At 63.7% G+C, this 20,322-nt stretch carries 21 protein-coding genes; 9 read left to right on the top strand and 12 right to left on the bottom strand.

Going from position 1 to position 20,322, the window contains the following annotated elements; genetic code table 11:
* Nucleotides 1–29 precede the first annotated feature (29 nt).
* The 3 genes from AC0L2X_RS05420 to AC0L2X_RS05430 are packed head-to-tail and all read left to right on the top strand — an operon-like array spanning nucleotide 30 to nucleotide 3,516.
* Nucleotides 30–1,520, top strand: coding sequence for an ABC transporter ATP-binding protein (locus tag AC0L2X_RS05420; RefSeq protein WP_473599436.1), 1,491 nt, complete (start codon nucleotides 30–32; stop codon nucleotides 1,518–1,520).
* A complete protein-coding gene (locus tag AC0L2X_RS05425; RefSeq protein ID WP_473599358.1) occupies nucleotides 1,520–2,575 on the top strand; it encodes an ABC transporter permease in 1,056 nt (351 codons plus the stop codon). Before AC0L2X_RS05420 ends, AC0L2X_RS05425 begins: the two co-directional genes overlap by 1 nt.
* Nucleotides 2,572–3,516, top strand: coding sequence for an ABC transporter permease (locus AC0L2X_RS05430; protein ID WP_473558275.1), 945 nt, complete (start codon nucleotides 2,572–2,574; stop codon nucleotides 3,514–3,516). Before AC0L2X_RS05425 ends, AC0L2X_RS05430 begins: the two co-directional genes overlap by 4 nt.
* A gap of 14 nt (nucleotides 3,517–3,530) precedes the next feature.
* Here the strand turns inward: AC0L2X_RS05430 and AC0L2X_RS05435 are convergent, their stop codons facing one another.
* Complete coding sequence (locus AC0L2X_RS05435) at nucleotides 3,531–4,298, bottom strand: SDR family NAD(P)-dependent oxidoreductase (RefSeq protein ID WP_352669369.1); 768 nt, start codon at nucleotides 4,296–4,298, stop codon at nucleotides 3,531–3,533.
* 266 nt (nucleotides 4,299–4,564) lie between these two features.
* Here AC0L2X_RS05435 and AC0L2X_RS05440 point away from each other — a divergent pair, with 266 nt between their 5' ends.
* Nucleotides 4,565–4,720: a hypothetical protein gene (locus AC0L2X_RS05440; protein ID WP_023678176.1), complete on the top strand. Its 156-nt coding sequence runs from the start codon at nucleotides 4,565–4,567 to the stop codon at nucleotides 4,718–4,720.
* A gap of 130 nt (nucleotides 4,721–4,850) precedes the next feature.
* Nucleotides 4,851–5,816: an LLM class flavin-dependent oxidoreductase gene (locus AC0L2X_RS05445; RefSeq protein WP_473599359.1), complete on the top strand. Its 966-nt coding sequence runs from the start codon at nucleotides 4,851–4,853 to the stop codon at nucleotides 5,814–5,816.
* A 15-nt stretch (nucleotides 5,817–5,831) separates the two neighbouring features.
* Here the strand turns inward: AC0L2X_RS05445 and AC0L2X_RS05450 are convergent, their stop codons facing one another.
* The 11 genes from AC0L2X_RS05450 to AC0L2X_RS05500 form a co-directional block, all read right to left on the bottom strand.
* Nucleotides 5,832–6,161, bottom strand: coding sequence for a GYD domain-containing protein (locus AC0L2X_RS05450; protein WP_352492243.1), 330 nt, complete (start codon nucleotides 6,159–6,161; stop codon nucleotides 5,832–5,834).
* A 1-nt stretch (nucleotide 6,162) separates the two neighbouring features.
* On the bottom strand, nucleotides 6,163–6,837 hold the full coding sequence (locus AC0L2X_RS05455) for a cysteine hydrolase family protein (RefSeq protein WP_473558281.1): 675 nt from the start codon (nucleotides 6,835–6,837) through the stop codon (nucleotides 6,163–6,165).
* 17 nt (nucleotides 6,838–6,854) lie between these two features.
* Complete coding sequence (locus AC0L2X_RS05460) at nucleotides 6,855–7,934, bottom strand: ABC transporter ATP-binding protein (RefSeq protein ID WP_473599360.1); 1,080 nt, start codon at nucleotides 7,932–7,934, stop codon at nucleotides 6,855–6,857.
* A gap of 47 nt (nucleotides 7,935–7,981) precedes the next feature.
* Entirely contained in the window at nucleotides 7,982–8,989 is a 1,008-nt protein-coding gene (locus tag AC0L2X_RS05465) for a dimethylarginine dimethylaminohydrolase family protein (RefSeq protein ID WP_473599361.1), read from the bottom strand.
* Nucleotides 8,990–9,032: 43 nt separating this feature from the next.
* Nucleotides 9,033–9,830, bottom strand: coding sequence for an ABC transporter permease (locus AC0L2X_RS05470; protein ID WP_473599362.1), 798 nt, complete (start codon nucleotides 9,828–9,830; stop codon nucleotides 9,033–9,035).
* The gene (locus AC0L2X_RS05475; RefSeq protein WP_473599363.1) at nucleotides 9,827–10,669 is read right to left on the bottom strand and encodes an ABC transporter permease; all 843 of its coding nucleotides are present in this window, start codon (nucleotides 10,667–10,669) and stop codon (nucleotides 9,827–9,829) included. The genes AC0L2X_RS05470 and AC0L2X_RS05475 overlap by 4 nt, the downstream gene beginning before the upstream one ends.
* A 55-nt stretch (nucleotides 10,670–10,724) precedes the next feature.
* The gene (locus tag AC0L2X_RS05480; RefSeq protein WP_352564707.1) at nucleotides 10,725–11,831 is read right to left on the bottom strand and encodes an ABC transporter substrate-binding protein; all 1,107 of its coding nucleotides are present in this window, start codon (nucleotides 11,829–11,831) and stop codon (nucleotides 10,725–10,727) included.
* A gap of 61 nt (nucleotides 11,832–11,892) precedes the next feature.
* Complete coding sequence (locus AC0L2X_RS05485; RefSeq protein ID WP_473599364.1) at nucleotides 11,893–12,972, bottom strand: LacI family DNA-binding transcriptional regulator; 1,080 nt, start codon at nucleotides 12,970–12,972, stop codon at nucleotides 11,893–11,895.
* A gap of 92 nt (nucleotides 12,973–13,064) precedes the next feature.
* Nucleotides 13,065–14,015: a dihydrodipicolinate synthase family protein gene (locus AC0L2X_RS05490; protein ID WP_473599365.1), complete on the bottom strand. Its 951-nt coding sequence runs from the start codon at nucleotides 14,013–14,015 to the stop codon at nucleotides 13,065–13,067.
* Nucleotides 14,005–15,000 (bottom strand): Gfo/Idh/MocA family protein, encoded by a 996-nt coding sequence (locus AC0L2X_RS05495; protein WP_352492234.1) that lies wholly within the window; start codon nucleotides 14,998–15,000, stop codon nucleotides 14,005–14,007. Before AC0L2X_RS05495 ends, AC0L2X_RS05490 begins: the two co-directional genes overlap by 11 nt.
* Nucleotides 14,997–15,968, bottom strand: a complete 972-nt coding sequence (locus tag AC0L2X_RS05500; protein ID WP_352492233.1) for a Gfo/Idh/MocA family protein — start codon at nucleotides 15,966–15,968, stop codon at nucleotides 14,997–14,999. The genes AC0L2X_RS05495 and AC0L2X_RS05500 overlap by 4 nt, the downstream gene beginning before the upstream one ends.
* A 97-nt stretch (nucleotides 15,969–16,065) precedes the next feature.
* On the opposite strand from AC0L2X_RS05500, the gene AC0L2X_RS05505 reads away from it, so the two are divergent.
* From AC0L2X_RS05505 to AC0L2X_RS05520, 4 genes are all read left to right on the top strand, one after another.
* The gene (locus tag AC0L2X_RS05505) at nucleotides 16,066–16,779 is read left to right on the top strand and encodes a FadR/GntR family transcriptional regulator (RefSeq protein ID WP_473558297.1); all 714 of its coding nucleotides are present in this window, start codon (nucleotides 16,066–16,068) and stop codon (nucleotides 16,777–16,779) included.
* A 31-nt stretch (nucleotides 16,780–16,810) separates the two neighbouring features.
* Nucleotides 16,811–18,391: an ABC transporter substrate-binding protein gene (locus AC0L2X_RS05510; RefSeq protein ID WP_473599366.1), complete on the top strand. Its 1,581-nt coding sequence runs from the start codon at nucleotides 16,811–16,813 to the stop codon at nucleotides 18,389–18,391.
* A 64-nt stretch (nucleotides 18,392–18,455) separates the two neighbouring features.
* On the top strand, nucleotides 18,456–19,415 hold the full coding sequence (locus AC0L2X_RS05515) for an ABC transporter permease (RefSeq protein ID WP_473599367.1): 960 nt from the start codon (nucleotides 18,456–18,458) through the stop codon (nucleotides 19,413–19,415).
* Nucleotides 19,415–20,317, top strand: a complete 903-nt coding sequence (locus tag AC0L2X_RS05520) for an ABC transporter permease (RefSeq protein ID WP_473599368.1) — start codon at nucleotides 19,415–19,417, stop codon at nucleotides 20,315–20,317. Before AC0L2X_RS05515 ends, AC0L2X_RS05520 begins: the two co-directional genes overlap by 1 nt.
* Nucleotides 20,318–20,322: the final 5 nt, after the last annotated feature.

Consider the following 20,322-nt stretch of genomic DNA (forward strand, 5'->3'; position numbering starts at 1 on the left):
CCTTGTCAACGCCTGCCCCTCTCATCGAAATGCGCGGCATCTCCAAGAGCTTCGGCGCCGTCAAGGCGAACGAAGCCGTCGATCTCAGCGTCGCGCCGGGTGAAATCCTCGGGCTGCTCGGCGAAAACGGCGCCGGCAAGACGACGCTGATGAATGTGCTGTTCGGTGCTTATGCGCCCGATGCCGGCGAGATCCTGGTGCAGGGCCTGCCGGTGGCGATCAACAGTTCGGCCGATGCGCTGGCCGCCGGCATCGGCATGGTGCACCAGCATTTTCATCTCGCATCGCGGCTTTCGGTGCTGGAGAACCTTTTGATCGGCATTCCCGGCAGATCGGGCCGGATCGACCGCGCCGGCGGGCTGGCACGGCTCGCCGAGATCGGCCGCCAGCACGGGCTGACGCTCGACCCGGACCTTCCCGTCTCGGCGCTGGCGGTCGGCGAGCAGCAGCGGCTGGAAATCGTCAAGGCGCTGTTTCGCGGCGCAAGGCTGCTGATCCTCGACGAGCCGACGGCGGTGCTGGCGCCGACAGAGGTCGACGGACTGTTTTCGGCGCTTCGCTCGATGGCGGCACAAGGGCTCGGCATCATCTTCATCTCGCACAAGCTCAACGAGGTGCGGGCACTGACGCATCGCTGCGTCGTGCTCAGGCATGGGCGCGTTGCCGGCCGGGTCGATGCGCCGGCCAGCACCACGTCCTCGGAGATGGCGCGGCTGATGTGCGGCCACGAGATCGTGCCTCCGGCCAGGGGACCGTCGATGCCCAGTGCGGCCGTGCTGACCCTCGACGGCATCTCGACATCGCATCATTCCGGCATGGCGCTGCGCGATGTTTCGCTATCGGTTCGTGGCGGCGAGATACTCGGCATCGCCGGCGTCTCCGGCAATGGCCAGCGCGCGCTTGCCGAAGTGATTTCCGGCGTGCGAGCGCCCGATGCCGGGAAGATGACCATAGCCGGCAAAACGGTTTCGCGGTTCTCGCCGCGCGACGTGCAGGCACTCGGCCTCGGCCGCATCCCGGAAGACCGCATGACGACCGGGCTGGTCACCAATCTGCCGCTTGCCGATTCGATGGTGCTGCCGCGCATCGGCACGGCAGCGTTCAGCCGCAACGGCCTGCTCAAGCCGGATGCGATCCGCGCTTTCACCGAGGCACAGATCAAGGCTTATGACATACGCTGCCCCGGGCCGATGACGCGCGCCGGGGCGCTTTCCGGCGGCAATCTGCAAAAGGCGCTTCTGGCACGCGAACTCGCCTTCGATCCGAAGGTGCTGATCGTTTCGCAGCCGACACGCGGCCTCGATATCGGCGCGGCGCGCTTCATCCACGAAAAATTCCTCGACATGCGCGCCAAGGGCTGCGGCATCATCGTCATCGGCGAGGATTTGGAAGAGTTGCTGATGCTCTCGGATCGTATCGCGGTGATGTATGAAGGCCGCATCGTCGGCACGCTGGACAGCGCCGATGCCAGCGTCGCCAGACTTGGGTTGATGATGACCGGGGCAGAGGGAAAGGCTTGATGTTCCGTCTCGAGGCCCGCACCTCAACGCCCGCCTGGTTCAATCTGGCGCTGCCGCTGCTCGCCATCGGGGCGACGCTGATCCTGTGCAGCGGCCTCATAGCACTGGCTGGCGCCGGCGTCGTCGAGGCTTATAACGTGATGTTTTCGGCGTCGCTGGGCGACAGCTATGCCATCACCGAAACGCTGGTGCGTGCCACCCCGATGATCTTCACCGGGCTGGCCGTGGCGGTCGCTTTCCGCGCCAAATTCTGGAACATCGGCGCCGAAGGACAATTGCTGGCCGGTGCGGTGGCGAGCTGTGCCGTCGGCGCCATTCCGATGCCGGGTCCGCTCGCCATGCTGCTGATGGCGCTGGCAGGCGCCGCCGCCGGCGCGGCCGTCGCCCTGATCCCTGCGACGCTGCGGGTGAAATTCAGGGTCGATGACGTGGTCAGTTCGCTGCTGCTCAATTCGGTCATTTTCTACGCACTGATGGCGCTGATCGAGGGGCCATGGAAGGATAGTTTCAGCGGCTATCCGATCTCGCCGCCGATCGAGGATACGGCCAATTTTCCGGTGCTGCTCGAAGGCACGCGGCTGCATCTCGGCGTCGTCGCGGCGCTGGTCGCAGCACCCCTGATCTGGTTCGTGGTCGCGCGCACTACGCTCGGCTTCCGCATCAGGGTCACCGGCGAAAACCCCGAGGCTGCGCGCTATGGCGGCATCAATGTCGAGCGGGTGCTGATTTCGACGGCGCTGCTGTCCGGCGCATTGGCCGGCCTTGCGGGCGTCGGCGAGGTCGGCGGCGTGCATTTCCAGGTAATGAGCGACATCTCGCCGGGCTATGGCTATTCCGGCATCGTCGTCGCCATGCTGGCAAGGCTCAATCCGCTCGGCGTGGTGCCGGCGGCGATCTTCCTTGCTGCCGTCATGACCGGCGCCGAGGCGATGTCGCGGGCGACCGGCGTTCCGGCCTTCCTCAGCGAAGTCATCCAGGGAACGGCGCTGCTCGCCATGCTGGTGGCGCTGCTGTTCACCGCCTATCGCATCCGCCGCGTGGGAACAGCCAAATGAGCGTGGTGCTGGAGCAAATCTTCCAGGTCGGCTTCCTGGCCGCGATCATTCGCATCGCCACGCCGCTTGCCTTCGCGACGCTGGGCGAAATGTTTTCCGAACGCGCCGGCGTGCTCAATCTCGGCATCGAAGGCATCATGCTGTTGTCGGCGATGACCGGCTTCACCGCGGCGAGCCTCAGCGGCAGCCTTTGGTTCGGCGTGCTCGCCGCCGTGCTGACCGGGGCGCTGATGGGCGCCGTGCACGCGCTGTTCACGGTGGCGCTCGGCCTCAGCCAGCATGTCTGCGGCATCGGCGTGACGCTGTTCAGTTCAGGTCTTGCTTACTTCCTCTATCGGCTGATCTTCGGCCAGCAATCGGTGCCACCGAACATCAAGGGGTTCGAGACGCTGCCGATCCCGATCCTGTCCGGCATACCGGTGCTTGGGCCGGCGGTGTTCAACCAGTTTTCGCTGGTCTACATGGCGATGCTGTCTATTCCCCTGGCCGCCTTCGTGCTCTACCGCACGCCATGGGGCCTGTCGGTTCGCATGGTCGGTGAAAACCCGCGCGCCGCTGATTCGGCCGGCGTCAGCGTCATCGCTACGCGCTTCCAGGCGGTGATCCTCGGCGGTGCCTTGATGGGGCTGGCCGGTGCCTTCCTGTCGATGGCGCAGTTCAACGCGTTCACCTTCGGCGTGGTTTCGGGGCGTGGCTGGGTGGCAATCGCGCTCGTCGTTTTCGGCCGCTGGGATCCGTGGCGATCGGCAGGTGCTGCACTGCTGTTTGCCTTCGTCGACGCCTTGCAGTTGCGCATGCAGGCGAGCGGGCTTGGCCATATCCCCTACGAGGCGTTCCTGATGCTGCCGTTCATCTTCACCATCGTCGCCATGGCGGTGATGTCGCGCAATGCGGTGGCCCCGTCGGCGCTGCTCAAGCCATTCCGGCGCGAAGAGCGGTAGCGGCGCTTCGCCTCTCACATAGCGGTAAAGCCGTTGTCGACGAACAGATGGGCGCCGTTGACGAAGCTGGCCTCGTCGCTGGCCAGGAACAGGGCTGCCTTCGCCACCTCTTCCGGCTCGCCGATCCGTCCTTGCTGCGCGGCCATTGCCGCGTCGGAGACATCGACGCCGAGTTTGTCGAGATCGGCGACCTCGCGCAGGCCGTGCGGTGTCCTGATGAAGCCTGGACAGACCGCATTGCAGCGGATGTTGCGGTCGCGGAATTCGACGGCAATGGCACGCGCGAACATGTGACAGGCGCCCTTGGTGGTGTCGTAAAGCACCTCCATCGGCGTCGCCGCCACCGCCGAGATCGACGAAGTGCAGACGATGGAACCGCCGCCGGCGGCGATCATGCCGGGCAACACGGCGCGCGTCATCAGGAACATCGAACGCACATTGACGGCATGCAGCCAGTCCCATTCCTGCAGCGTGGTCTCCAGGAAGGGTTTGATAACGATGGTGCCGGCGTGATTGAACAGAACCGTGACCGGGCCGAATTTTTCCATCACGCCCGTCACCGCCGCTTCGACCTGCGCCTCATCCGATACGTCGGCGACCCAGTGTTCGGCGACATGGCCGCGTTGCCTGATTGCCGCTGCGGTGGCGGCGGCGGCTTCGCCGTTGCGGTCGATGATCGCCACCTTGGCGCCCTCGGCCGCGAAAAGCTCCGAGGCCGCACCGCCCATTCCCGTCGCGCCGCCCGAAATGATGGCGACCTTGCCGGCCAGTCTTGTGCCCATGTTTTGCTCCTGCTGCTTTGTCGCGACGTCGCGGCTTTCCGCTGAAGCAGCGATGCTATCCCGCATCCATGGGATGGCCAAGGAGCCACAGACACATGGACCTGACGTTTTCTGCCGCTACCCCGGCGTGCCTCAAAAGGCAGCGCTAAGCAGTAAAAGCACTAATTTGCCCGCCGTTTGGAGAAAATTGTTCTAAGGATCGGGCGAAAATAGCACTCGACAAAGTCTACTGATTTTATAGATTAAGCGCCGAGACGGAGGTCGATATGTCCTATAGCCAGAACGCTCAGACTGCCCGCAAAGGCCAAAGGCTGGGTTCCGACCAGGTGTGGCGGCCGGCCTATGCCGGCGCTTTCGCGTATCTCGTCTTTGCCCTTGCGTTTGTATTCACCGGGGCAGTGGTACTGGGGCTGATCCCCTGATTATTGAGGCTTTGATCGTCGAGGCTTCCTTGGGGTAGCGGCCTGCCGTTTGCAGAAATTCCGGAGTTGATGAACCGAATGCCGGTGCGCTTTTGCGCGCCCTGATTCCAACGTGATGGAGGAGATGGCAATGCCGATCGAGTTCACGCATGTTCCCGGTAAGATCCACGCCGCCGACGCCAGCTTTTTCTACGACTTTGTCGAGACCGCGACGAAGCTGTCACTGATCGAGGATGCCGGATTCCAGAGGATCGTCATCGACGACCAGGCCGGACTGCTGACCAATATGGACCTTGCCGCCCAGACGCTGGACCGGACCTCCTCCCTCGAAGTCGTGCTAACGCATTGGGCGGGCGTGATCGAACCAACCGTGGCGGCGCGGCAGCTCGCTGCTCTCGACCAGAGAAGCGGTGGCCGGCTGTCGCTCAGGATGCTCAGTGAGCCGCTGAGCGACGACGATGCCGAGACACGTCCCGCCGGCCACACAGTGATCTGGCAACGCATCGACGAATATCTGGTGCTGCTGAAGCGGTTGTGGTCAAACGACATGCCGTTCGATCATGAAGGCACCTTTTACAGCATCAAAGGCGGCTATGTGCCGCGCAAGGGGCCGCATGGTGCCGATGTGACCACCCGCATGGGCGGGCAGTCGGGCACTGCGCTCAGGGTCGCGGGCAGGCATGCGGACGTGTTCGAGCTGGCGCCGGGCTCGCTTGCAGAAATCCGCCAGTCAATGGAGCGCGTACGCGGCGCCGCCGCCGAACACGGCCGGGCCGGCAAGCTGCGTTTCGCGCTTCCCGTCCGAATCCGTACGGAAGACCGAATCCGTTCGGAAGATAGGCCGGCCGCTTCCTGCCAGAAGGCGCTCGAACTTGCCGGGCCGCCGGCGCAGGTCGCGCTGTCGCTGCTTTCCTACGCCGCTTTGGGGATCAAGGAGTTCATGATCGTCGGCGTCGACAGGCCACGCGAGATTGCGACCGCCGGCCGCGAGGCGATCGCACTGCTGCGCAATTCGCTGGCACGGCGCGAGGCCGATGTCCCTCAGCCGGGGGCGTTTGCGTCACGCGCGACAGGAGAAGCGCGCGCTCCCTCCTGAGGCAGGGCTACCGCGTCATTTCAAGACCCGCTCGACAATTGCGCCGAAGGCCGACGGGTCGAATGCCGGCAGGATCAGCGGCTCGACGAAACCATCGCGCCGGGCCGTCAGTACATATTGCAGCATGGCTTCGTTATCAGGCATTTCGAAGACCTGGACGAAATCATAGGCGCCGAGGGTGGCATAGAAGGCGACCGACCGTCCGCCGAGTGCTGCAACGCGCTCCTCGCTGACCTTTCTGCGATCGGGGCTGCCGGCCAGCTCTGCCAGCCCTTTATCGGTCAGCCGCATCAGCGACACGTACAGGCGCTTGGTCGCCACCTTGTTGCTAGTCTCCTCGGACATATCAGCGCCCCTTGCCCGGTAATTGCGACAGTGCCGCAATGACGGCGGTCGAATCGGTCAGCGCGCCGAAGATGCCGTTTTCGACCGTCACCATGTGCAGCGCGGCCTCATGCGCATATCTGTCGCCGCTGGCGCAGGCATCCGAGATGGTCAGGCACTGGAAATTGCGGTCGCAGGCCTCGCGCAAGGTCGTGTGCACGCAGACGTCGGTCGTGCATCCCGAAAACAGGAGATGCGTGATGCCTTGCGCGCGCAGCACATGCTCGAAATCCGTGTAGGTGAAGGCACCGTTGCAGGTTTTGTCGACGACGATGTCCTCAGGCGCCACCTCGATCTCGGCAACGATCTGGAAGCCGGGGCTCGAACGCAGCAGAATTTCGGTTCCTTCGAGGCCTGCCCGCTTGCGCCGCCATTTCTCATAGGGCGTCATGTCGGCCATATCCGCCCGATAGCCTTGCCTGGTGTGGATGATCCTGAGGCCGGCCGCCCGCGCGGCCGCGATCAGACGGTTCACAGTCGGCAGAATGGCCCGCAGCGGGCCAGGATCGTAGCCCTGCCTGGCGAAATAGCCTGTCGTCGACAGGAAATCCTCCTGCAGATCAATGACGATGAGCGCAGTGGTTTCGGCAATCAGCCTGCCGTCATAGGGAAAGTCGAACGGTTCTGCCTTGATCATGTTGGTTCTCGTAGAATTCAGGATATCGAGGCTTCGTTCGGCAGGACGCCGATGGCGGAGGGATGTACGCGGCAATCGACGACCTGTCCGGGCGCAGCGGCGACGGCTGCTTCCGAACGCAACGTCGCCACCATCTGTTCGCCCGCCGCCGTCCTGAGCAGGATGCGTTCAAGCGCGCCGACAAAGGAATTCTCGATGACCGTCGCCCGAAAGCCGATCTCGTCACCCGTTGCCTGGCCAATGCGGATGTCCTCGGGCCGCACCCACACAGTCAGGATATCGCCGGGCCGCTCGCGGCGGACCCTTCCCTTCGGAAACCCGAAGCGCGTGCCGAACGCCTCGATCATCGTTTCGTCGTCGTCGGCGCAGCGCCCCGACAAGAAGTTGTTTTCGCCCAGGAAGCCGGCGACAAAACGCGTCGAGGGTTTCTTGTAGAGCTCGCGAGGCGGCCCGACTTCAACGATCCGGCCGTGGTTGAACACCGCAATCCGGTCGGACATTGCGATCGCCTCTTCCTGGTCGTGGGTGACGTAGACGAACGTCACCCCGGTCTCGCGATGCAGCCGCTTCAACTCCTTTTGCATCGCTTCGCGCAGCATACGGTCGAGCGCCGAAAGCGGCTCGTCCAGAAGCAGGATCCGCGGCCCGAAGGCCAGGGCGCGGGCTATGGCGACGCGCTGCTGCTGGCCGCCGGACAATTCGCGCGGCTTGCGCTCGGCAAGATTGTCGAGGCCGACCAGCGACAGCATCTCGGCGACCCGTGCGGCTATCTTCGCCTTGTCCCATTTGCGGACGCGAAGCGAGAAGGCGATGTTGTTGGCGACCGTGAGATGCGGGAACAGCGCATAACCCTGGAAGACGAAGCCGAAATTGCGGTCCTCGGGGTCGACGTGGGTTATGTCCGTGCCATCGAGGCGAATCGCCCCTTTGGTCGGCGTGGTGAAGCCGGCCAGCGACATCAGCAAGGTCGTCTTGCCGGACCCGGATGGCCCGAGCAAAGTGACGAACTCGCCCGCTTCGACCGAAAGGTTGATCCCGGTCAATGCGGTGACCTTGTCATAGGTCTTTGTCAGATCGTCGATGACCAGCAATGCCATGTCAGACCAGCGCCATGTCAGTTCGGGGCCATGTCAGTTCGGAACCATCAGATCGGGTCCCTGATCAGCGGCGCGGTCGAGCAATGCAGGCCACCGCCGCCCAGCTCGACCGGCTCGTAGTTGCAGGTCAGGACCGTGATGCCGGCGGCGTCGAGCCGATCCGACAGACGCTGCGAGCGGCTGCCATGCATGATCACGCGCCCCGGCGCGACGGCCAGGCAGTTGAGCGACATGGCGCTGTCTTCCGGGGGCAGTTCGATCATTTTGATGCCGCGCTTCTGCAGATATTCGATGAATGGATAGGGCAGTTCGTTGACGTTGACGATCGCTGTCTCGACATCGACCATGATGAAGGCGCCGTCGATGTGAATGCGGTATCCGGGCATAGGCACCTTGATCAACTCCACGCCCAGCCCGGCGAGGATGCTTTCGACCTGCCGCACCCCTTCCGGGTTGCAAGCGATGCTAACCGTGCAAACGGCGGTCTTGGCGTCGATGAAGGCAAAGCCGCCGCCTTCGAAGACGGCGGAGCCGTGGATGGTGCCGAGGATCGGGCAGCCGGCCTTGGCCAACGCCCGGGTCACCGGCAGTTCCTCGCCGCGGCGCACCCGCCGCGCCAGGCGCGTGACGATGGCGCCGCCCGGAACGCCGATGACGCTGTCGCGCGTATAGATCTGCTTCATCGCTCCGGGAGCGGCCCTGTCAACGAGAATAACGTCGACGCCTTCCGCACGCAGCAAATTGGTGAACTCGTCATGGGCGCGCTGCATGGCGGGCAAATCGGGCATTGTGCGGCCCATCCAGTACCAGCCTTTCTCCGGATCGCCGAAGCCGCCGACTTCGGGCATCGGCTTGTTTTCGACGACGGAGAGCTCGTCGCCGGGCCGGTGCATCAGGACGGCGCGCAAGCGGCCGACATCGTTCGAACAGCCCCAATGGCGCCCCCATACCGGGATCTGCTCCTCAGCCGTATCGAAGCCCGGCTCAGGGACGGAGCCGAATATGCTGAAGAACTTATTCTCCCGGTACTCGTTGTCGCTCATTGCGGTGCTCATTGGTCTTCCTTTCCTCGATTGTTCCCGGCGACCGGGGCTTGAACTAGGATTTCCGTTGTCGGCGTGCGGTCAGCGCGCGTGCGGCAAGCGCCAGCACCGTTATGACGAGCAGGACGGTGGCTATCGCCGCCAGCGCCGGATCGACCGCATCCTGGATGCTTGTCCAGATGCGGCGTGGCAACGTGACGACGGCGCGCCCGGTGATGAAAAGCGTCACCGTGATCTCGTCCCAGGAGGCGACGAAGGCGAGCAGCGCGCCCGCGGCAACACCAGGGACGATGTTCGGCAAGATCACCTTGCCGAACACGGTCATCGGCCTGGCGCCGAGGCTTCTGGCGGCCTGTACCAGCTTCTGATCGAGATTGGAGAGCGAGGCACCGATCGCCAGCACGGTCAACGGCAAAGCCAGCACGACGTGTACAAGGATAACGCCGGCATAGCTGTCGAGCAGCGACAGGCGCGCCCACAGCTTGACCATGCCGACGGCGTATATGATCGGCGGCACGATCATCGGCGACAGCAGAAGTATGCGCATTAGGGATGGCCACCAGCCTCCTGCCGCCCAGGCGCCAACGGCGAAAGCGACCCCGAGCGCAGTGGCGATCGCAGCGCAGGCAAGCGCGATACCGGCACTGGTCAGCATGCTGGGTAGCCAACCCTTACTCCAGTCGGCGAGCGCCGCGAAATGCTCCATCGAAATGCCGTCCTGCGGCAACGACAGATAATCGCGGTCGGTCAATGCGACCGGGATCACCACCAGGATCGGAACGAACAGGAAGCCGAGCAAGCACCATGCCACAAGGCGCGGCAGTCCGATCTCGAGGATCCGCCGCGGCCTCATTGCTGCGGCCTGGCGACGAAGGCGGCGCGCAGCGCAGGACTGCGCATGGCGGCAAAGACGATGATGCCGACCACCAGAAGCAGCATGGTCGACAGCGATGTCGCTAGATCCCAGCGCGAGGTGCTCGAGATCTGCACCGAGATATATTCGGCGATCATCAGGGTCTTGCCCGCGCCGAGCAGGGCCGGCGTCACCAGAAAGCCAAGCGAGAAAACGAAGACGAACAGTGTCGCCAACGCGATGCCGGGCAGGCTTAGCGGCAGCCAGACGCGCCAGAAGATCGTTGCCGGACGCGCGCCCAGCGAGCGTGCCGCCTGCATGATGCGGCGGTCGATATCGGAAAGATTGGCATAGAGCAGCAGGATGGCGAACGGCATCATATAGTGCACCATGCCGATGGTGACGCCGAAAAGATTGTAGACGAGGTCGAGTGGCGTCGAGATCACGCCCATATCCATCAAGGCGCTGTTGAGGACGCCCCGCCGGCGCAGGATGGTGATCCAGGAAAACGCCCTGACCAGCACCGATATCCAGAACGGCACCAGCACCAGGAACAGCGAGATGCGGCGCCAGCCCGTCGACATATGGATGATGGCGAAGGCGACGACATAGCTTGCCAGCACCGTTATCACCGTCGTCATGACGGACACTTTGAGCGTCGTCATGACGACGCGGCCGACCGCTGCGTTGGCGAACAGGTTCTGGTAGTTGGCAAGGCCGAGCTTCGGCTCGGTCAGGCTCAACGCCAGAACCTGCAGGATCGGCGCAGCATACAGGCCGATTGCCACCAGGCTGGCGGGAACCGTCAGCAGCAAAGCTGTTGTCTTGAAATTTCGCATCGGACATAGGCCGCCAACTTTGCCGGAGGCGGCCTTTCCTTGTTGGCTCGCCCTCTCAGCTCGAGATGAAGTCCAGGTATTTGTTCTGGAGCTCGGTCTCGTGTTCCGCGTAATAAGCGGGATTGAGCATGATCTGCGAGGCAGCATTTTCCTTCGTCGTCGGATTCACGAGGGCGTCCTCCGGCGTCATCAAGGCGAGCGTCTTGGGGTTGGACGGTCCGTTGCCCATGATCTGCAGCAGCACGAGCTGGCCGGCCGGATCGAGCGTCGAATTGATGAAGTCGAACACTTTCTTGCCGGCGGGATTGCCCTTCGGAACCGACCACGCGCTGGCCGAAAGGATGTTCTGTTCCCAGATCCACTTGAATTTGTCGGGGGTCTCTTTGTGCAGGAGATTGGCGCGGGTGTGCCAGATGTTGCCCATCGCCACTTCGCCCTCGCGGAACAGTTGCTGGGTCTGCGCGCCGCCTTCCCAGAAGATGATGTCGGCGAGCATCGGCTTCAGCTTCTTGAACGCCCGGTCGACGTCGAGTGGGTAGAGGTCGGCGGGCGCGACCCCGTCCGCCATGAGGACGAATTCGAGCTGGCCCTGGATCCATTTGCACATTGTGCGCTTGCCGGGAAATTTGGCCGTGTCGAAGAAGTCGGCCCACCCTGTCGGCGCGACACCCTTGGTTGCGTCGGCATCGTAGGCAAGCACGTTCGAATAGACGTAGTTCGAGATGCCAAACTCGCCGGCGAAATTCTCGGGCACCTGCGACTTGTCGACGATCGTGTAGTCGATCTTCTCGACCAGATTGCCCTTGCCCAGCGTCAGGGAATCGATCATGCCACCGTCGGTGGCATCCCAGATGACCTTGCCGGACTCGACCATGGCCCGGATTGTGCCGATCGCAGGCCCTGCCCCGTCGATCACCACTTTCATGCCGCTCTTCTGGGTGAAAGGGTCGCCATAGGCCTTGGCGAAGGCGTCCGCCGCAGCCCCTCCCCAGTTGCAGACGACGATTTCGGAGGCGTCGGCCTGGGCAACGCCGGGCTTGAAGGCGGTCACAAGTCCGAGGCCGCCGAGAGCAAAGAGGAAAGAGCGGCGATCGATCTCACCGCGGTTGAATTTTTCCAGCGCGATCTGCGCCGCGTCTTGTGCGAAATGCGAGATTGTCATTTTTCATTCTCCCATTGTTGATGGTGGACTGCATGTCTTCGCGGATTTGATCCGTCTCTGTTCAAATTCCCACTCTTGCCGGCGGTCGGTTTTCCGCTGAGGCGTTTCCAGCCAGTTTCCAATGCGTCTTCCGCGGCGCGCCCACGGACTGACGCACGACAAGTTTCACCGCAACCGGCGCCGCGTCCGGTATTTCGACGCCGTTGATGTGGTCGATCAACAGGCCGACGGCTCGACGGCCGAATTCCTCCGCCGACTGACGGATGGCCGTCAGCGGCGGATCGAGCAGGTCGACATTGCGGATGTCGTCGAAACCGACCAGCGACAGATCGGCGGGCACGCTGATGCCGAGCTTGCGACAGCCTTGCAAAATCCCCAGCGCCAGCATGTCTGCAGAGGCGAAGATTGCGGTCGGCGGGTTGTCCAGTGCAGCAAACCGCCGGATCGCGCGCAGGCCGGACTCCTCGTCATAGTCGCCGAAAAAGACGTAGCCGGGATCGAGCTGCAGGCCTCTGCGTTCGAGGCATTCCTCGAAGGCTCCGAACCGCTCCCTGCTGCTGAGCAGCGCCGGCGGGCCGCCGACAAAGGCGATCGCCTGGTGGCCATTATCCAGAAGATGCTCGGTCGCCAGCCTGGCGCCGCGACGGTTATCGGCAAACAGGCGCGGCGCAATGGCGCCGGGGACGTCCTCGTCGACCAGGACGACGTTGCTGCAGGCATTGATCTTCTGGACCAGCGCGCCATCGTCCGGATGGTTGGTCATCAGCAGGATACCGTCGACCTGCGCGTCGTCGATGCGCGACAGGAAGCTCAGTTCCTTGGCGGCGATGTTGCGGCTGTTGAACATCACCAGGCTGTAGCCGAGCCGGCTTGCCTCCTCTTCGGCCGCACTCGCGATGGCGGCGAAAAATGGGTAGGAGATGTCGGAAACGATCAGGCCGATGGTTTCGCTACGACCCTTGCTCAGCCGTCGCGCGATGGCGTTGGGGCGATATTCCAGTTCCGCCACCGCCGCCCTGATGCGTTCGCTGGTTTCCGCCGGCAGCTTGATGCGGCCGTTCAGGTGACGCGACACGGTGGTGACCGAGACGCCGGCCGCATGTGCGACATTCCTGATCGTGGATGCTGTGGGTTTCTTCATGAGGCGACTTCGCCCAGCGTTGCCGATGGGCAGAGTTCAGCACAGGAATTTACGCTTGTAAACCGCTTTACTAAACCGGTTTCGTGAAATCGCTACCACCATTCCGGGAAAGCCGCGTGAGCGGCCCTGGCCAGCATCGGGATTTCCTGATCGGGAACGGAGCTGTAAGGCCAGAGCAGTCGCGGGCCGAGCGGCGCCCAGCCGCCGGCCGCCGCCATCGCCTTGTCGAGTGCCGCATCGCTGACATTGTAACGGGTGCGAAACGGTAGGACATGTGCGGCGAGGAAGGCCTGTATGCGGGCCTCGACCTCGGCAGCGGCGACCATATCGGTACGGATCATCCGCCACCACATCACCGCGCCCTTCGGGGTGAGGCAGGCAACGTTGGAATAGCTGCCGTGAGCCCCTCCAGCATAGCCCGTTGCCAGCGTATGGCCGGGGACGAAGACGGAAAATCCGTCCAGTTTGCGGCGCATATCCGCATACCAGCCGGCGTCGCCGCCCGGCAGCTTGGCGCCGACCAGCGATGGCACGGCCGCACGCAGCCTGGCGATGCCGTCGAGCGTCAGGCGGCGCTTGGCGTGCGGCGGGTTGTAGAGCACCAGCGGCGTTTCGGGCGCGGCTTCGCAGAGGCCGCCGGCAAAGCGCATGACCTCGTCGTCGCTGGGCGGCCACCAATCGGGCAGCGTGAACTGCACCGCCGTCGGGCGAAGTGCGGCGACCCGCGTCAGCCGCTCCAGCGCGACGCGCGGATTGGACTGGCTGATGCCGATCTGGAAAGGAAGGCGCGCGCGGCCGGCTATTTCGGCAACCAGCTCACAAAGCCGGTCGAATTCGGGCTCGGTCTGGCAATGGAATTCGCAGGCCGTTCCATTGGAATAGACGCCGTCGACGCCTGAGGCGCAGAGCCGGGCGATCGTCTCTTCCGTCGCCTGCCAGTCGATCGCTCCGCGATGGTCGATGGCCAACATCACCGCACCCCAGACGCCGCGCGGCGCGTGTGTGGGCAAGCGGGCCAGATGGTCGTTAGGGTCAGCGTGCACCGGCGATCTCGTGTTCGCGGCGGGTTTCGTTCGATGCGAAGGCAGCCTCGATAATGGCGATCATCTTGCGTGCATAGATACCGTCGACCGGCACCGGCGTATCGTAGGCAATGGCATCGCGCATTGCGCTCCATTCGCGCACCAGCGCGTTATGCATCCAGTTCGGCTCAAAGGAACCGGGCAACTCGGTCCAGACCGTATCGCGGCCAAGCATCGTGCCGCGGTCCATGTCGATGCGCAGCGTTCCCTGCTCGCAGACCAGATCCATGGCGTAGGTGGAAGCGCCGGTGCGATAGCCGACGCTCTGCACCTGGCCGACGCCGCCGCCGGCGAAGCGCAGTCCGAGCAAGGCGCTGTCGTCTGCTTCCTGGTCATGGAACTTGGCGCCGAGCATGCCGCTCACCGACACGACATCGTCATCCATCAGCCAGACGAGGCGGTCGAGCGCGTGGATGCCGGCCGTCAACAGCATGCCGCCGCCGGTCGCCTTGCGCAGATGCCAGTCGCGGCGATTGTGCTCCATCCACAGCTTGATGATCCAGCTCGATCCGGTGAGCGGCCGGCCTAGCTCGCCTCCCTCAAGAATTTGCCTGGCCGCGATGCAGGGCAGGGCGAAATGCATGAGATGGGCGACCATCAGCTTGACGCCGCCCTTGGCCACGGCGGCATTGATCGCATCGCAGGCGGCCGCCGTCGGCGCCATCGGCTTTTCGAGCAGGATATGCTTGCCGGCGTTTGCCGCGCCGATGGCCATTTCCGCATGGAGGTGGTGCGGGCTGGCGATGAGCACCGTGTCCACCTCCTTGTCGTCCAGGAGCTTGCGCCAGTCGGCGTAACCGCGGCCGCCATGTTCGGCGGTGAAGCGCTGCAGCGCGTCGGCATTTCCACGAGAAGCGGCAACGAGGCGAATGCCGCCAACCTCACGGATTGCCCGCGCATGGGCTGCGCCGAAATCGCCGGCGCCGATAATTCCTATTCCAATCATGATCCTGCCTTTTGATAAGCGGCGTCGATCAGCGACATCGCCGCAACATAATCCTCGATGGACACCGGCGGAGGCGCCTTTTTGGCCAGCCGGTCAAGCGTATCGCGCATGAACAGACGATAGCGCGTTGCCGGCAGTTCGACCGGCAAGTCGACGATTGCCGCGTCGTCGAGCGTGGCGCAAATGGTCCGGTCGCCATGATCGATGAGGGTGGCATTGGCACTGACGATGCGCCACTCGAAGTCACCGCCGGGGCGCATCGAGGCAAAGGTATAACCGGCCTCGACGATGAACAGCGCGCCGGCCTCGTCTTCCAGCACCAGCAGCGCATGATCCTCGACCGGGCCGGGATGAATGCGGTTCGCGATCGAAACGCTTTTCAGGTCGAGCTTGCCGGTTGCGAGGCTGAGTGCCGCGTCGACGCCGTGTATGCCGAGATTCCTCAACGCACCCCCGCCACCAACCGCCGGGTCGACGACCCAGGCGACACCGTCGGCGACGTAGCGTTGCGGCGGGCCATTGACCAGCCGGAACTGGCAATGCGCCACCGGGCCGGCGCGACCTTGCCGGCGCAGCCGTTCAAACGCCGTGACGGCCGGTCCGAAACGGTTGGGCAGGGGAACAGCGACAAAAGCCTGGTACTGCCTGGCAAGGTCGCGCAGCGCCATCAGTTCCCTCGTATGGCTGGCCGCCGGCTTCTCGAGGATCAGCGGTATCCCTGCCGCGATGATCGCACGAACCCGTGCCGGCACCGTCGAAGGGTGCCCCATCAACAGGATCACATCCGGCGGGCTGGAGAGGATCTCCGTGAAATCTTCGATAAACGGCAGGTCGTGGTGCGCGGCGAACGCATGCGCTTGGCCAGGATCCTCGTCCCAGATACCAGCGATCTCCGCACCGCAAAAGCGTGCGGCGTCGAGGTGCATTTCGGCGTGCCAGTGGCTCGAGCCGGCGAGGGCAATCTTCATTCGAAGGCAGCAGGGTTGTTATGGGCTTGCAGGATATCCTACAAGTAGCTATACGACAAGCGGGCAGGCTAATCCGGCGGATGATGAAAGCAGTGGGATGGCGGAACTGAAGTCGATTGAACCGTTGAGCAGACCGCCGCTTCTTCACGTCACCGTGCAGGAAAGCCTCAGGGCCTATATCGAAAGCAACCAGCTCAAGGCAGGCGATCCCTTGCCGCCGGAGACATTCCTGGCGCAGCGGCTCGGCGTCGGCCGCAACTCCGTGCGGGAAGCCATCAAGGCGCTGGAATCGATCGGCATCCTGGAGACGCGACGCGGCATCGGCGTGTTCGTCAAGGAGTTCTCGTTCAAGCCGCTGCTGGATAACCTGGCCTACGGTTTGCAGGATTCGCTGCGCGATGTCGAAGAGCTGCGCGAAATCCGCCGCGTGCTGGAAACCGGCCTCATCGCCAAGACGATCGAGATGATCAGTGCCGAGGACATCGAGGCGCTGCGCCAGTTGACCGAGCGCATGCGGCAACGTGCCGAGCGCCATGAGAGCTTCGCCGAAGAGGACCAGCAATTCCATCAGCTGCTATTCCGCTGCCAGAACAATCACATGCTGAGCGCGCTGATCGACATCTTCTGGACGGCGTTCAACAAGGCCTCGAATTTCACCAATCTCGATAATCCAACGCCGCTGGCGACATGGCGCGACCATCACGAGATCGTCGAGGCTGTCGCCGCCAAGGATGTCAACCAGGCGCGTCGGCGGCTCGACGATCATTACCGGGGGATCCAGCAGGTTATCGCCAAAAACCGAGCAAGCTGAAGAACAACCTGAATATGCCAAGGGAGGAACCATGCGCATCAGGACCATCGCATTCTCAGTCGCCGGGCTGCTGCTCGCCAGCATTGCCCCATTGACCAGTGTCCAGGCACAAAGCGCCAAGACCATTGCGGGCGGCTTCGACGTCGGCCCCGGCGGTTTTCCCAAGAACTTCAACCCGCTGGTCGCGACGGGCGGCTACACCTGGCTCAGCACCTATTTTGAACCGCTGGTCATCTACAATGCCGGGCTGACCGATATCGAAGGCGACCTCGCCAAGGATTACAAGATCAGCGACGACCAGCTGAGCTATACGTTCAACCTGGTCAACGAGACCTGGCATGACGGCAAACCGTTCACCTCGAAGGACGTCAAGTTCACCCTCGAGCTTGCCAAGAACAAGGCCTCCGGCAGCCTGTTTGCCGCCCGCCTCGCCAACATCGCCTCGGTCGATGCGCCGGATGACCACACCGCAGTGGTGAAGCTATCGAAACCGAACGGCTCGTTTCTATCCATTCTCTCGCAGCTGATGATCCTGCCGGAGCATGCCCTGGCCGCCCTGCCGCCGGAATCGCTGGCGACAAGCACCTGGTGGTCGACCGCTCCGGTCGGCACCGGCCCGTTCAAGTTCAAGCGCTACGTGACCGATCAATATGTCGAACTGGCAGCCGATGACGATTATCGCGGCGGCAAGCCGAAGGTAGACGCGCTCATCAACCGCTATTTCGAGTCGCCGGCGGCGGCCGTTGCCGCGCTTCGTGCCGGCGAGATCCAGTTCACCTATGTCGAGCCCGACGATGCGGCATCGTTCAAGAGCGACAGCAATTTCAAGGTGATCGAAGGTGCCTCGTACGTGGTCAACTATATCGGCCTGAACCAGAAGGTCGACCTGTTTAGGGACATCCGTGTCCGCCAGGCGATCATGCACGCGATCGATCGCAACGCCATCATCGACAGCCTCTACGGCGGTGCCGCCAAGCCAGCCAATTGCGGCTATGTCGCGCCGCATCTCGTTCCCGCAGGCCTCGAACCCTATGCCTACGATCCGGCAAAGGCCAAGGCGCTGCTGAGCGAGGCGGGCTGGGACAAGATCAACGGCGACAAGCCGATCACCTTGCTGACCTATTACGGCTCGCCGCAAGCGGCCAATGTGATGGCCGCTGTCCAGTCGATGCTGGCCGAGGTCGGCATCAATGTGGTGCCGCGGGTCGTCGATACGCCGACCTATAACGGCATCGTCTACAAGCAAGGCACGCCGGACTGGAATGCGTTTCCGATGGTCTATGCCGGCCTGCAGAACGGCCCCAACCCGGCCGGCCTCAATCCCGGCCTCAATAAGTCGCAGATCCCGCCGGCAGGCTTCAACACCATGCGCATCGAGTTCGACGACCTGAGCACCGCGTTGGACGCTGCGCTCGGCCAGACCGATCCGGCCAAGCTCGACGCCTCCTGGCAGGAGGTCTGCAAGGTGATGAACAAGGAGCTGCCCTGGGCGACGTTGTGGGTGGCCAACCGCTATGGTGTGGCCTCCAACAAGCTGCGTGACTTTGTCTGGACGCCTGCGCCGGGCGGCGGCCCCTATGCAGCTCACCCCGAGCGCTGGGACATCCAGTAAGAAACCCAACCAAGCGAGCAGGCGGGACCACTTTGGCGCCGCCTGCCACCGCCACGGAAAGCCCATGCTGAGTTTCATCGCCCGCCGCAGCGCCACAGGATTGCTGATGCTGGTCGCGCTCAGCGTCCTCATCTTCATCCTGCTACGGCTGGCGCCGGGCGATCCGATCGACGCCTATATCAACCCGTCGGTCCCCATGTCGGCTTCCGACCTCGAGGGCCTGCGCGAACGGCTCGGGCTCGACCGGCCGCTTCCCGTGCAATATCTGGCCTGGCTTGGCGCGGCGCTGAGCGGCGACTTCGGCTATTCGATCCAGCGCAGCGGCGTTGCCGTGCTGCCGCTGGTCATGGAACGCATCGGCCCGACCGCGCTGTTGATGGGCACGGGCCTGGCGATCGCCATCGTGCTCGGCATTTCCGCCGGCATTTTCAGCGCGGTGCGCCGTAACGAACCGTCCGACATCGCACTGTCGGTGCTGTCGTTCATCGGTATCTCCAGCCCAGCTTTCCTGACGGCGCTGCTCGGTCTCTATTTCTTCTCGGTGCTGCTGCGCTGGGCGCCGTCCGGCGGCATGCAGACCGCGGGTGGGCCGTTCTCGGCGACGGATGTGCTTGCGCACCTCATCCTGCCCGCCTGCCTGCTGTCCATCGGCCATGCCGCGCTGATCATGCGTTACATGCGCGCCTCGCTGCTGGAAGTGCTCAACCAGGACTACGTGCGGACGGCGCGCGCCAAGGGCGTGCGCGAGTTCTGGGTGATCATCAAGCACGCCACCCGCAATGCGCTCTTGCCGGTCATTACCCTGATCGGTTCGACGGTCGGCATCGCCATCGGCGGCGCCATCTTCCTGGAAAGCGTGTTCAACTGGCCGGGCATGGGACTGCTTCTGGTCAACGCCGTCGGCACCCGCGACTACCCGGTGATCATGGGCGCTACCCTGGTGATCGGCGTTTGCGTCATCCTGGTCAACCTCTTGACCGACGTCGTCTATGCCGTCGTCGACCCGCGCATTCAGGTGGCTTAATGGCAATCACCGCGCCAGATCCTACAGTTGACCCGACAGCCGCGCCGCAGACCAAAGGCCCGCTTCGCCGCGCGCTCGACCGCTTTTTTGAAAACCGCGCGGCGCGTGCCGGGCTTTTGATCGTCATTCCGATCCTGCTGGCGGTTTCGACCTATCCTCTGTGGTGGCCGTTCGGCCCGAACGCCATCGACCTCAGGGCGATGAACAAGGCGCCGTCGGCCATTCATTGGCTGGGCAGCGACGGCGTCGGGCGTGATGTCATGGCCCGGCTGCTGCAAGGCGGGCGGATCTCACTGCTGGTTGCCGTCAGCTCGGTCGCCATTTCGACCGTCATCGGCTTCCTGGTCGGCGCCGTCGCCAGCTTTGGCGGGCGGCTTGTCGACGGCACGGTGATGCGCCTGGTCGACCTGGCGATGACGCTGCCGCCGGTAATCTTCCTGCTGGTGCTGGCCTCAATCGCCGGCACCGGCATCGCCCCGACCATCCTGGTGATCTCGCTGCTCTCCTGGCCGGTGCTGTCGCGCATGGTGCGTGCCCGGCTGCTCGAACTGCGCGAGCGCGACTTTGTCGTCGCGGCTCGCGGCATGGGCGCGGGGCTGCCACATCTGTTGTTCCGGCACGGCCTGCCCAATTGCATCGATATCCTTGTCGTCTATGCCACCTTGCAAATTGCCAACGCCATCCTGCTCGAGGCCGGCCTGTCCTTCCTCGGCCTCGGCATTGCGCCGCCCGAAGCCAGCTGGGGCAACATGCTCAATCTTGCCCGCTCCACTATCGTGCTGGAAAATTACCCCTGGCAATGGATGTTCCCGGGCGCCGCACTGGTGCTCACCGTGCTCGCCATCAATTTTATCGGCGACGGCTTGCGCGACGCATTCGACCCTCGCTCCGATCTCAACTGACCTCA

The sequence above is a fragment of the Mesorhizobium sp. WSM4828 genome (genome assembly GCF_055811175.1).

What these genes read in the sequence shown, in the direction of transcription:
- AC0L2X_RS05420 (WP_473599436.1), top strand. Translation starts at nt 30, where the DNA reads ATGCGCGGCATCTCCAAGAGCTTCGGCGCCGTCAAGGCGAACGAAGCC.
- AC0L2X_RS05425 (WP_473599358.1), top strand. Translation starts at nt 1,520, where the DNA reads ATGTTCCGTCTCGAGGCCCGCACCTCAACGCCCGCCTGGTTCAATCTG.
- AC0L2X_RS05430 (WP_473558275.1), top strand. Translation starts at nt 2,572, where the DNA reads ATGAGCGTGGTGCTGGAGCAAATCTTCCAGGTCGGCTTCCTGGCCGCG.
- AC0L2X_RS05435 (WP_352669369.1), bottom strand. Translation starts at nt 4,298, where the DNA reads ATGGGCACAAGACTGGCCGGCAAGGTCGCCATCATTTCGGGCGGCGCG.
- AC0L2X_RS05440 (WP_023678176.1), top strand. Translation starts at nt 4,565, where the DNA reads ATGTCCTATAGCCAGAACGCTCAGACTGCCCGCAAAGGCCAAAGGCTG.
- AC0L2X_RS05445 (WP_473599359.1), top strand. Translation starts at nt 4,851, where the DNA reads ATGCCGATCGAGTTCACGCATGTTCCCGGTAAGATCCACGCCGCCGAC.
- AC0L2X_RS05450 (WP_352492243.1), bottom strand. Translation starts at nt 6,161, where the DNA reads ATGTCCGAGGAGACTAGCAACAAGGTGGCGACCAAGCGCCTGTACGTG.
- AC0L2X_RS05455 (WP_473558281.1), bottom strand. Translation starts at nt 6,837, where the DNA reads ATGATCAAGGCAGAACCGTTCGACTTTCCCTATGACGGCAGGCTGATT.
- AC0L2X_RS05460 (WP_473599360.1), bottom strand. Translation starts at nt 7,934, where the DNA reads ATGGCATTGCTGGTCATCGACGATCTGACAAAGACCTATGACAAGGTC.
- AC0L2X_RS05465 (WP_473599361.1), bottom strand. Translation starts at nt 8,989, where the DNA reads ATGAGCACCGCAATGAGCGACAACGAGTACCGGGAGAATAAGTTCTTC.
- AC0L2X_RS05470 (WP_473599362.1), bottom strand. Translation starts at nt 9,830, where the DNA reads ATGAGGCCGCGGCGGATCCTCGAGATCGGACTGCCGCGCCTTGTGGCA.
- AC0L2X_RS05475 (WP_473599363.1), bottom strand. Translation starts at nt 10,669, where the DNA reads ATGCGAAATTTCAAGACAACAGCTTTGCTGCTGACGGTTCCCGCCAGC.
- AC0L2X_RS05480 (WP_352564707.1), bottom strand. Translation starts at nt 11,831, where the DNA reads ATGACAATCTCGCATTTCGCACAAGACGCGGCGCAGATCGCGCTGGAA.
- AC0L2X_RS05485 (WP_473599364.1), bottom strand. Translation starts at nt 12,972, where the DNA reads ATGAAGAAACCCACAGCATCCACGATCAGGAATGTCGCACATGCGGCC.
- AC0L2X_RS05495 (WP_352492234.1), bottom strand. Translation starts at nt 15,000, where the DNA reads ATGATTGGAATAGGAATTATCGGCGCCGGCGATTTCGGCGCAGCCCAT.
- AC0L2X_RS05500 (WP_352492233.1), bottom strand. Translation starts at nt 15,968, where the DNA reads ATGAAGATTGCCCTCGCCGGCTCGAGCCACTGGCACGCCGAAATGCAC.
- AC0L2X_RS05505 (WP_473558297.1), top strand. Translation starts at nt 16,066, where the DNA reads ATGGCGGAACTGAAGTCGATTGAACCGTTGAGCAGACCGCCGCTTCTT.
- AC0L2X_RS05510 (WP_473599366.1), top strand. Translation starts at nt 16,811, where the DNA reads ATGCGCATCAGGACCATCGCATTCTCAGTCGCCGGGCTGCTGCTCGCC.
- AC0L2X_RS05515 (WP_473599367.1), top strand. Translation starts at nt 18,456, where the DNA reads ATGCTGAGTTTCATCGCCCGCCGCAGCGCCACAGGATTGCTGATGCTG.
- AC0L2X_RS05520 (WP_473599368.1), top strand. Translation starts at nt 19,415, where the DNA reads ATGGCAATCACCGCGCCAGATCCTACAGTTGACCCGACAGCCGCGCCG.